This window comes from Mesorhizobium sp. M0029 (assembly GCF_040323735.1).
Classification (GTDB): domain Bacteria; phylum Pseudomonadota; class Alphaproteobacteria; order Rhizobiales; family Rhizobiaceae; genus Mesorhizobium.
Map to the genome: position 1 here is coordinate 1 of NZ_JAMYVF010000047.1, position 10,520 is coordinate 10,520.

The window sequence follows — 10,520 nt, forward strand, 5'->3', positions numbered from 1 at the left end:
TGTTAGCTACGGAGGCACGTTGGCCGCGTGACAGTGAGCTATGCTGGAGATTGGGGTGACGAGGCTGATCAAGCCTTCCAACAGTACCAGCCTGATCAATTACGGCGAGAGCTACCGGTCCGGAGATCGCATCAGCCCCTCTCTGCATATGCACGCGGCCGCCTGAATTGCCGATTTCGCTCAGCTGCTGCTGAATGGCGACGGCTTGCGGCGCATTCAGGGCCCTCTGCGTCTCCGCTGGCCACAACAGCGCTGTGGGATGTTCATTGTTGGGACGACTCACTCGGGTGGCAGGTGGTTGCATGGTCAAGCTCATCCGGCGAAGGGCGGATCTGCTGTTGGCTGGCAGCCAGGACTGGGGGCGGCGGCCCGAACTCCGGCGTCCCAGAGCTTGCGAAAGCCTCCGACACGCTTCTGTTGAGGTCATCCCGTCCATCGGGCATCCTGGGTTGCTGAAAAAAGATGAGGCGGCTTGATGATCCTGCCCTCGCTGAAGCACCTCGCGAGACCCCCTGTTCCAGTCGCAGAAGCTCCTCTGGATTGGTTGGCGGCTCGTCAGCTCGACCATCGAACAGCGGCCGGGGCGCCTCGGACACGTGCTGCTCAAAGCCCACTCGCCGGGCTTTGCCCGCTTGCCCCTCTTCCAAGCCGGCGTCCTGCACCTGCGACAAAGCTGTTACACGGGATGGAGTTTTTCGCGGGGTCCACACCAGCCTCACATCAAACTGTATCGTCAAAGTCCTGCGCCAATTCACACAGCGGGTCATCGAGTTGAGATCCGGCGGAGAGCGCCTCCTCTGTTCCCGTCAAGGGCGCCGGCTCCGGGAGGGCGCCTGTCTGGCGTTCAAAGATGCGTTTCAGAATGCGATCCGAGAAGTAACGCACCTTCCTCAATTTTAATGGTGGCAGACCTTTGATGAGAACAATCTCGTAGTCGTCATCGAGCAGCCGAACCTGTTCGGGACGCAATAGCGGTGCACCTTGATGTGAATTCTGAATGGTCCAGTCGAACGTTCGCGCCTGGCTGTGGGAAATCGATTTGGCTTCAAACGTGTATTCACCGATGGCCTTGGAAATGTAGTTCGGAGTCTCGTCATCAGCCGTGGCCATGAACACTTGCAGTCCGGTATTGCTGAGAAAATTCTGCTTGCCAGCCTCTCCATAAGCCCCCGTCAGTGCCGAAAGGCTTTGGATGATGAGCATGAAACGCCCCTTGTAGCCCGCGATAGTCGTGATTGCGGTCTCGATCGCCTCCAGCTTACCCAGGTGCTTGAACTCATCGAGCAGGAAGAGAACCTCGTGCTTTTCATCCCGGCGGGCCAGCGACCGCTGCAGAATTGAAACGATTTGCTGAAAAAACAAGCGTATCAAAGGCGCGATCACCTCAAGGTCGTTCGGACCAACGCAAAGATAGATGCACGTTCTGCGACGGCGAAGATCATAGACCGAAAAGTCCGAGCGACTTGTGGCCGCCTTTACAGCGGGATCCGCCCACAGGTTGAGCCCGCCATCGCCGAGCACGGAAGTGTAGGAGGTTAGGATTTTCGTATCGTTCCCCGCCATGTCGTCGAAGATGCGTTGTGCCTCTTTGTTCTGAGTCTCCATGGCGAGTCGCGCGAAGAGCTTAAACTTCTCCCCCGGCTGGGCGAAGAGGTCGTAGACGGCGCCGATTGTTGGCGTGCCCCGCTCGATGCAGGCAAGGATTCCCGCGACAAAGATATCTCGCGCGCCGCTGACGAAACCTTCCGCGCCCTCCCCCTTGGCCGTAATCAGGTTTGCGGCCAAGCGGCGGGCCTCGGTGAATTGCTGCTGTGGAGGCAGCGCTATAAGATCCAACAGCGGATTGTAGCAGTTTGTGCGCCGCTCCGAATCCAGCGGCGCGAATTTAAACACGTCGTCACCTGCGGCTTTGCGCGCCCTCGAGGTGAGCTCAAAGAGCTCCCCCTTGACGTCCAGAGCTATCACCGAGCCTTTGAATGTAAGTAGCGTTGGAATGACTATGCCGACGCCCTTGCCAGCGCGGGTCGGTGCAACGATGAGGCTGTGAGGCTGCTCGCCATTGGTCAGGTAGTAGCCAGGCCAGAAAGGGCCACTTGTCTTCCCAAACACCGGCCCTGTCACGCCACGGTATCGTCGCAGATATCCCGTGCGTCGCATTTCATCCACTCGAGCCCAACGAGCCGTCCCGTGGTGTTCGAGCTTGCGGCGCAATACGATCTGCTGAATCAGCAAGACGACCGCGGACGTCGAGAGCACGATAGCCGCGCCCCGATAGAAAACGGGGGTTGCGAAACCCAAATAGAAGGGCGTTTCAAACCAAAAGGCACGGACATCAAACGCCATCAGAGCCTCGCCGCTGCCGCCGTGGCGGAAGGTTGCGTAAAGACTTGCCGCACAGAAGCCCACGGCGAGTGAGCACGCGATGCTAATGGCTATGTTGGGGGGCGTCGTTTTTGTTGAAAGCATTGTTCCATTGCCGGATTAGCCGTAGCTAATGCTGCGCGTGCTTCAGAGACCGAACCGGCGTCGCGCGATGTCGCCGCTCGACAGATCGATGCCGCAGTGGGTGGTGCGATGCTTGCAGCGCATCACCCGGCAGACGTGGTTTTTGAAAGTTACACTAAGCAGGTACGTCAACGGCCAGCGAATTGGAAACGGCAAGGCCGTAGACGGAATTCGGGAGAGAAAGCGTCACTGTACCATGGCCGAGACATCAACGGCCGGAGCGATCTCTGCTTCTGGTGGCCTCCATTAGGTCCTCTCGGGCGTGATTGTAGGCTTGGCTTATGGACCGCCCGACTTGAGCACCCCGCTGCAGCTGTTCATAGGAGGTTTGCGGGCCTACTGTATCACGGACTGCAGCCTCAATACCTGCTATGTGGCCGTCCAGATTCGCACTCCGTTCCTCTGCTGCATGCTGCGGCGGCGGCATGTGCGGCAAGATGTCTTGCATGCCGGGAAAAACTGAGTGAGCTTGGGCCTGTTGATTTGCGTCGAACTGGTGATACATGTTGAGAATAGCATTGGATGCCATGTTTCTGACATTGCCATCCGGATCAGAAGAAGCCAATCCAATGGCCTGATCAAGAATGCGAGATTTGTTTTCCTCAGTAAACTTACTGAAGTGTGGCGCAACGTAATAAGTTCCGAGAGCTTGCGACGGCGGATCCATGTTGCCAATGCGATTAACAATAGCATCTTGCAGCCCTGGCGTTAGGTAATTACCTAGATTACTGGCCGCTCCGACTTTCTGCAATGCTATGTCATCCGTGCTGTACCCCAATTCGGCTGTTAATGTCGCGGCCAGATTGATGGCTGATCGTCCAAGCCGATTGGTCCGCCTTTCAAATCTCGCGAGGTCAGTTTCTGGCCCGGGTTGAGTGCCCCGAACGGCTGTTCGCTCGTGCGTCCCGAGGCCTTTGAAGCCCCCAAGATTTCGCGCTGTATCGCGCGGGTTAGCGGTTACCAGCCGTTCTGCAACATCGCTCAATGGCCCCTCTGGAACGTCACGGAGGCTACTGCTCCCCACGCCTTGAGATGATCTTGCAGCTGCACGTGCCCGTTTGTTATCGCGATCCATTGCTCGCCTCCAAAGTAGCTATTCTACCCAATGAGGTTACCACCAAAGCTTGACCTGCTAAACCGATATGATGTTACAGTTGTAGTATGGCAAAGGGTTCCCAGCTCTGTGGGTCTGCCAAGTGCCCGTCCAAGCCGAAGAAAATACGATGAAGCTGGCATCAAATGCGATGTGAACTGCCCCGGGCATTCCGGTGGCCGTTTCGTTTGAGTCACGCGGCTATGGCTGGTTCATCCAACATGCCGTAGTAGCGTTCCTCGGCTTCGGCCGGCGGGATGTTGCCGATGGGCTCCAGCAGCCAGCGATTGTTGAAGCAGTCGACCCATTCGAGCGTGGCGAACTCGACGGCCTCGAATGAGCGCCAGGGTCCGCGTCGATGGATCACCTCGGCCTTGTAAAGACCGTTGATCGTTTCCGCGAGAGCATTATCGAAAGAGTCGCCGACACTGCCCACTGCGGGTTCGACGCCGGCCTCCGCAAGCGCTCGGTGTATTGAATGCCGAACCCTAGAGAATCAGCCCTCAGAGCCTTTGGTAATAGACCGACCCCTCGCACCTGTTTGGGCTGGGTGTACAAGTCAGGTTTTCATCAGGTTGGACGAGTATGTCTGGCAGCCAGAGCGCGACCACTTCCGTGCCCGCCCGCTCGTCTGGCAGACACACAAAGGAGAAAGACATGCCGTCAGCTACAAGCAGCGCCATCGTTTCCTGCCGCAGATCATCGCCCATCCGGTCTGGCCCTCCTTCAGGTCCCCTTGGCCTGTGTCTCGTCGAGGAAATGGCCCGGGAGCGGGATCGTGGTTTCGTATGAGACAATCCGCCGGTGCGGCAACAAATGCGGTCCGCATACGGAGCCATTACGTCGCGGCACTTGATATTGCAGTGCAGCAAAGGTAGAGGGCCGCCCCTTATCGGAGTGTCGTCCATGGTCCTTACCAATACTGGTAGCGAGGCAGAACCCGTCGAACAGTCGAGCCATCCGGCAATCGAACAGCAAAGCCCCGAGGTGCTGATGCTAGGCGCGCTCGGCGTTGTCTATGGCGATATTGGCACCAGCCCGATCTACGCGTTCCGTGAGGCGCTGGTGGCGTCGTCGGGCGGCAATGTCGCCGAGCGCGGCGATATCCTCGGCGTTTTGTCATTGATCATCTGGTCGCTGACGATCATCGTCACCATCAAGTACATCATGTTCGTGCTGCGCGCCGATAACGGCGGCGAGGGCGGCGTGCTGTCGCTGATGGCGCTGGCGCGCGGCAGTTTCCCCAAGCGCTCGGCGCTGATGCTCGGCATCGGCATCGTCGGGGCATCGCTTTTCTTCGGTGATGCCGTCATCACACCGGCGATATCGGTGCTGTCGGCGGTTGAGGGCATGAATGTCGTCACGCCGACCTTCCAGCCCTATGTCGTGCCGCTGACACTGGTCATTCTTGCCATGGTGTTTGCGGTGCAGCGCTTCGGCACGGGCGGGGTAGGATTGGTGTTCGGCCCGGTGACGGCGGTGTGGTTCCTGGCAATTGGCCTTTCCGGGCTCAACCACATCATCGCCGATCCGGAAATCCTGTGGGCGGTGAGCCCGCACTACATCGTCGCGTTTCTGATCAATTCGCCCGACGTCGCTTTCGTGACCATCGGCGCCATCTTCCTCGCCGTCACCGGCGCCGAAGCACTCTATGCCGATCTCGGCCATTTCGGCCGCAAGCCGATCGTGCTGGCCTGGCTGGCGATCGTGTTTCCCTGCCTGCTGCTCAATTATGCCGGGCAAGGCGCCTTCGTGCTGGCCAAGAATGGCGTCGTCGGCCATCCATTCTTCGAGATGAACGAAGGCTGGACGCTGATCCCGATGGTCGTGCTGGCGACGGCCGCGACTGTCATCGCCAGCCAGGCGGTCATCTCCGGCGCCTTCTCGCTGACCCGGCAGGCGGTGCAGCTCAATATGCTGCCGCGCCTGGAAATCCTGCACACCTCGGAGAAGCAGTCGGGCCAGATCTACATGCCGCGCGTCAATCTGTTGCTGGCGCTGGCGGTGATGCTGCTGGTCGTCGGTTTCGGCGAATCGAGCAAGCTCGCCTCCGCCTATGGCATCTCGGTGACCGGCAACATGCTGGTGACGACGGTGCTGCTGTTCGTCGTCATGACCCGGATCTGGAAATGGCGGCTGTGGGTGGCGGTCGCCATGACGGCGCTGTTCGGCTTCATCGATGTCGGCTTTTTTGCCTCCAACATCGTCAAAGTGTTCGAGGGTGGCTGGGCTTCGCTGGCGGTGGCCTTCACCATTGTGCTGGCTATGTGGACCTGGGTGCGCGGCAGCCGCTATCTGTTCGACAAGACCCGCCGCAACGAAATCCCGCTCGATTTCCTCGCCGGCAATCTCCTGAAGAAAAAGCCGCAGCTGGTGTCCGGCACCGCGGTGTTCCTGACGAGCGATCCACTCAGCGCGCCAACCGCGCTGATGCACAGCCTGAAGCACTACAAGGTGCTGCACGAGCAGAACGTCATCCTTTCGGTGGTGACCGCGCCGCAACCGGTGGTGCCCGACAGCGACCGGGTCAAGATGGAGACGGTCAACGAGCTGTTCATGCGGGTGACGCTGACCTTCGGCTACATGGAGCAGCCGAACATCCCGCGCGCGCTGGCGATCTGCCGCAAGCAAGGCTGGAAGTTCGACATCATGACGACCTCGTTCTTCCTGTCACGGCGTTCGCTCAAGGCCTCGCCCAATTCCGGCATGCCGGTGTGGCAGGACCGGTTGTTCATCGGCCTGGCGCGTACGGCGGCCGACGCGACGGAGTACTTCCAGATCCCGACCGGACGCGTCGTCGAGATCGGAACGCAAGTGACGATTTAGGGCATGCCGCGGTTGAGAAGAATCGGTGCTGTCACATTGATTGAGCGGTAAGGAAATTCAGGTAGCAGCGCGCCCGGCACTGTAAGTTTCAGCGGCTTGATGCAGCGATAGCTGGCCGGGACGGCTGTCACGCTGTGGCGACACACGCGATTTTGTTCCAGATTTGCATGGGGCGTTACGCAGGTCTCGATGTTGAGCCGATGACAGCGCATTGCAGGGAAAGTGAGCAGGTCGGCAATCGGATCATGGATGGAAACGAACCGCTGAAGCTGGCGTGCCGACTTGAAGCGTTTCATGATCCTTTCGCGTCGTCGGGTCGGCTGGTGCGAATTTTCCGCTCGATTATTCAGGCCTGTGTGCGACCGGTGTTCGACGCCGGGCATGAGGTCGCGCATGGCGGCATCATAGGATCGGAGCTTGTCGGTGATCATGATCCGTGGTGTCCGCCCTTGAGCTTTCAGCAACTTGCGCATCAGACGCTTTGCCGCCTTGGCATTTCGGCGGCTTTGTACCAGCACTTCGAGGACGAAGCCGTCCTGATCGACGGCACGCCAGAGCCACTGCTTCTTGCCACTGATAGCCACGACACATTCGTCGAGATGCCATTTGTCGCCCAGGCAGCCGGCTGATATTGATCTCCTGGGCGGAATGCCGTCCGAATTTCTCCGCGCAGCTTCGAACGGTCTGATGCGTGACGATGATGCCGCGGGCCGCCAGCATGTCCTCAACCATGCGCAGGCTGAGCGGAAAGCGAAAGTAGAGCCATACCGCGTGCGCAATGATCTCGGCGGGAAAGCGGTGGCGACCATAGAGCGGATCACGAGCAACTTCTGACATGCCCAATGTACGCACATCTTCATAAGCTGTCGGTTGTCTTTACGATGCCGCGCCAAGCGAGCAGCATCCGGCCGGCGGGGCCGACCCCGTCTCCCGGCCGTGAGCAGAACGGCATCGCGCAGGTGCCGCTTCATCCTCGACCGGCCAGCCTGCTTTGCCGTTACCGCCGCCGCCGAAAGCGCCAGGCGTTGCCGCCAGGCGCCGATCCGCCGGCAGCGGTTCGTTTCCACCGATGATCCGAGTGCCAACCAGTTCCACTTTCCCCCAATACCTGCGTAACGCCGCCATGCAAATCTGGAACAAAATCGCGTATGTCGCCGCAGCATGACAGCCGTCCCGACCAGCTATCGCTGCATCAAGACGCTGATATCTTTACAGTGCCCGCACGCCTCTCGCGCGCCAACGGCCAGTCGGGTGTCGCGAATGAGGCGCGCTGAAGCCATCCGGCTCAGCCGATCATGGCGCTTCGGTTGCCGGGTTCGAGGTCGTGGCCTCTGCCGCTGCGCGATTCTAGCATTTGCGCCTTGGAGAGCTCTGCTTCAGCCTCGGCGAGGCATGGCTCGGCTGCGGTTCTCTGCCGCAGAAGGTCCGATTGCGAATTCTTGACGTTGTCACGACGTAGGCGAGCGGCCTTGGCGAACGTCGGATAAGCGAAATGATTGACATCGGAGATGCCGGCCTTCGTTTCCTCGGCGTTTAACTGGAAGTCCAGTTCTCGCGCCATGCGTTCGAAATCGGCAATCATGATGTCTAGCTGGTGCAACTGTCGCCGCTTCTCATTCACCTGAAATTGCTTCAGTCGGACCAGATTACCTCGTGGCTTCATGACTCGGTACTCCGGTACCCATTTCGTCCAATCAAACCGCTCTCTCCCCTTAACGTTAGGCCTACAGCGACTCTCACGTTTTCTGCTGCGAGCGGAAACATATTTTCCAAAATCCTTGGCCGATGGCTATGAGTTCAATGGCATCGACAAGCATGCGAGCGGGGGACTTAAGGGGCGGTAAAAAAAGGCGGAATAGGGCGATTTTCACAATGTCTGCATTGAACGCGTTGAGACCTGCGGCGGGCTTGACACACAAAGCAATCGTCAAGATTTGCGACATGGACGCCGGGGGGCATGAATACGCCCGCCGTCAGCTACACGCCCCCCGATTTCCGCCGCCTATTATCGCCCACGCGGTCTGGCTTTATTTCCGGTTCCGCTGAGCCTGCGCCTGGTTGAGGAAATGCTGCTGGAACGCGGCATCGTGGTTTCGTATGAGACAAGTCGCCGGTGGGGCATCAAGTTCGGGCTGGACTGCGCTCGCTGCTTGCGCCGCAAGCCGCCGTGCCGGAATGACGTCTGGTACCTGAACGAAGTGGTCGTCACCATCGCCCGGCAAAAAGCTTTGGTTGTGGCGCACCGTCGACCAGGATGGATATGTGCTGGACGAAATCGTGCAAAACCGCCGCAACACCAAGGCCGCCAAGCGCTTGCTGACGCGGCTGTTGAAGAAGCAGGGGCTCGCGCCGAAGCGCATGATCACCGACTAGCTGCGCTCGTATGGAGCGGCAAAGCGACAGGTGATGCCGGACGTCAAGCACCGGTCGCACAAGGGGTTGAACAACGGAGCGGAGAATTCCCATGTGCCGCCGCGAAAACGGGAGCGGATGATGCAGGGGTCCGATCGCCGGGAGGCCTGCAACGCTTCGTCTCGACCTTGTCAGCCCTCCGCAACCTATTCGTCCCGCCCCGCCCCAAACGTTCTGCTCTCGCCATACATGTTCATCGCCTCAGCGCGATGGCGCTGGTGATATCACGACGCGTTTGTACCGCTCGACCTACGCCACAGGTGCCGACGCTGTGACGAGCTTCATCGGTCGCGTGTCGAGTGACGGCACCGGGGACAATTATCGTCGACCGCAGTCCATTGCCCAGACCAAGGCGCTTCTCGGCGTCGGCACGATGGCAAATCGCAGCGTCACGATCTCGGCCGCTGCCCCTTCTGGCGGCGTGGACGGTGATTTCTGGGTGCAGCCGTAATGGCCCTTTACGTCAAAGCCTCCGGGGTCTGGGGGGCGGCCAGCGCCGTATGGGTGAAAATCTCAAGCCTCTGGACCAAGGCTCGACAGGTCTATGTGCGCAGCTCGGGCGTCTGGGAGGAAATGTTCCCGATAGATCTGGTCTTCAATGGCACTCACGAAGACTCGACTGCCACGACCGTTTACACCCACACCAGCATTCCGCTTCTTGTCGCGCCACACGCTAATCGTCGTGTCATCGTGACAACTGAGACCACTGACACCGAAAGTGCAGTGACCGTCAACAGTATGACGATTGGGGGTGTGGCTGCCACCCTTCTCGCTCAGGTGGAAAGCATCTTCAATTCTGGTGTGGTCTATCTGTCAGTGTGGTCAGCCCTCGTGCCAACCGGTACGACGGCAACGATCGTGACCACGTATAGTGAGAGCGTGTTCCGTGACTACATGTCGGTCTATACGACCACCAATTGGGATGGTGTGGTGGGCACTGTTGCCTCTGACAACAATTCAACGGGTGGCCTGACAACGACCGTCAGCATTGGTGCCCTGGGCGCAGCGATCGCAATTGCGGGCAACGCCATCAAGGGGGCATCGGCACTGCGACATGGACCGGGCTGACCCAACAGTTCTCAAACACACCAGTCACGAATAGAAACCACAGCGGAGCAATGGCCATAGCTACCGCCGCCCAAGCTGCCCTCACCGTAACCTGTGCCTACAGCACTACTCCAGCACTTGCCGCACTGCTGGTGGTTCCGCGGTGCGCAACTCCTGACTGGCGACGGCGTCGGCGACATGCCTTACGGACTCGTATTGCCAGAGCTTGTAATCGTCGACAAACCAGCCAAGTCGGCTCTCGATCGCCGTAGCAAGCTCGTTATAGTCGAGGCTGTCGAGGCCGAGATCCCGCATTCTGGTTGTCATCGACACCTCTACTTTTTCGGCAACTAGAGCGTTGAGGGTTTTGAGAACCAGTTGTTCAATTTCAAGTAATGTCATCACTAATACATGCCTTTTGCTCGCAGATTCAGGTAATGCAACCCTGATCGGGGCGCAACCCCCAAAACGAGGTGTGCCGTTGAAACATGTTCTTGTCATTGACGATGATGCCGCAATGCGGCGCCTCATCGCCGATGCATGCCCTGAAGGTAACCGCAGTCCACGATAGCAAGCAGTTTGACTATGTTCTTTCACGTGAGCCAGTCGATCTCGTGGTTGTTGACCTTAACCTAGG

The 10,520-nt window shown here is 59.0% G+C and carries 7 protein-coding genes and 5 pseudogenes; 5 read left to right on the forward strand and 7 right to left on the reverse strand.

Annotated elements, in window-relative coordinates; all coding sequences use genetic code 11:
• Positions 1-720: 720 nt before the first annotated feature.
• The 3 genes and pseudogenes from virD4 to NKJ76_RS31800 form a co-directional block, all read right to left on the reverse strand.
• On the reverse strand, positions 721-2,466 hold the full coding sequence (gene virD4 / locus NKJ76_RS31790) for a type IV secretion system ATPase VirD4 (RefSeq protein ID WP_023746487.1): 1,746 nt from the start codon (positions 2,464-2,466) through the stop codon (positions 721-723).
• Positions 2,467-2,713: 247 nt separating this feature from the next.
• Positions 2,714-3,490, reverse strand: a complete 777-nt coding sequence (locus NKJ76_RS31795; protein WP_245263145.1) for a hypothetical protein — start codon at positions 3,488-3,490, stop codon at positions 2,714-2,716.
• Between the two features lie 301 nt (positions 3,491-3,791).
• A pseudogene (locus NKJ76_RS31800) lies at positions 3,792-4,061 on the reverse strand (integrase core domain-containing protein); the annotation flags it as partial.
• A 443-nt stretch (positions 4,062-4,504) separates the two neighbouring features.
• Between NKJ76_RS31800 and NKJ76_RS31805 the strand changes: the two are divergent.
• Positions 4,505-6,424, forward strand: a complete 1,920-nt coding sequence (locus NKJ76_RS31805; RefSeq protein WP_352539187.1) for a potassium transporter Kup — start codon at positions 4,505-4,507, stop codon at positions 6,422-6,424.
• A gap of 127 nt (positions 6,425-6,551) precedes the next feature.
• Here NKJ76_RS31805 and NKJ76_RS31810 read toward each other — a convergent pair.
• The 3 genes and pseudogenes from NKJ76_RS31810 to NKJ76_RS31815 form a co-directional block, all read right to left on the reverse strand.
• Positions 6,552-7,261, reverse strand: a pseudogene (locus NKJ76_RS31810) (IS6 family transposase).
• A gap of 26 nt (positions 7,262-7,287) precedes the next feature.
• Positions 7,288-7,587 (reverse strand): annotated as a pseudogene (locus NKJ76_RS32550) (DUF1403 family protein); the annotation flags it as partial.
• 122 nt (positions 7,588-7,709) lie between these two features.
• Positions 7,710-8,087 carry a hypothetical protein gene (locus tag NKJ76_RS31815; RefSeq protein WP_023679574.1) on the reverse strand — a complete coding sequence of 126 codons (378 nt, stop codon included), beginning with the start codon at positions 8,085-8,087 and terminating at the stop codon, positions 7,710-7,712.
• A 294-nt stretch (positions 8,088-8,381) separates the two neighbouring features.
• Between NKJ76_RS31815 and NKJ76_RS31820 the strand changes: the two are divergent.
• The 3 genes and pseudogenes from NKJ76_RS31820 to NKJ76_RS31830 all read left to right on the forward strand — a co-directional run bounded on the left by NKJ76_RS31820 (position 8,382) and on the right by NKJ76_RS31830 (position 9,904).
• Positions 8,382-9,111: pseudogene (locus NKJ76_RS31820) on the forward strand (IS6 family transposase).
• Positions 9,108-9,287, forward strand: a complete 180-nt coding sequence (locus NKJ76_RS31825) for a hypothetical protein (protein WP_352487759.1) — start codon at positions 9,108-9,110, stop codon at positions 9,285-9,287. The pseudogene NKJ76_RS31820 and the gene NKJ76_RS31825 overlap by 4 nt, the downstream one beginning before the upstream one ends.
• A complete protein-coding gene (locus NKJ76_RS31830; RefSeq protein WP_352539188.1) occupies positions 9,287-9,904 on the forward strand; it encodes a hypothetical protein in 618 nt (205 codons plus the stop codon). The genes NKJ76_RS31825 and NKJ76_RS31830 overlap by 1 nt, the downstream gene beginning before the upstream one ends.
• A gap of 105 nt (positions 9,905-10,009) precedes the next feature.
• On the opposite strand, the gene NKJ76_RS31835 is transcribed toward NKJ76_RS31830, so the two are convergent.
• Positions 10,010-10,414, reverse strand: coding sequence for a phosphopantetheine-binding protein (locus NKJ76_RS31835; RefSeq protein ID WP_081730999.1), 405 nt, complete (start codon positions 10,412-10,414; stop codon positions 10,010-10,012).
• Between NKJ76_RS31835 and NKJ76_RS31840 the strand changes: the two are divergent.
• A pseudogene (locus NKJ76_RS31840) lies at positions 10,365-10,520 on the forward strand (DNA-binding response regulator); the annotation flags it as partial. The gene NKJ76_RS31835 and the pseudogene NKJ76_RS31840 sit on opposite strands and share 50 nt — an antisense overlap.

What these genes read in the sequence shown, in the direction of transcription:
- virD4 (WP_023746487.1), bottom strand. Translation starts at nt 2,466, where the DNA reads ATGCTTTCAACAAAAACGACGCCCCCCAACATAGCCATTAGCATCGCG.
- NKJ76_RS31805 (WP_352539187.1), top strand. Translation starts at nt 4,505, where the DNA reads ATGGTCCTTACCAATACTGGTAGCGAGGCAGAACCCGTCGAACAGTCG.
- NKJ76_RS31815 (WP_023679574.1), bottom strand. Translation starts at nt 8,087, where the DNA reads ATGAAGCCACGAGGTAATCTGGTCCGACTGAAGCAATTTCAGGTGAAT.
- NKJ76_RS31830 (WP_352539188.1), top strand. Translation starts at nt 9,287, where the DNA reads ATGGCCCTTTACGTCAAAGCCTCCGGGGTCTGGGGGGCGGCCAGCGCC.
- NKJ76_RS31835 (WP_081730999.1), bottom strand. Translation starts at nt 10,414, where the DNA reads ATGAGGCGCCGCATTGCGGCATCATCGTCAATGACAAGAACATGTTTC.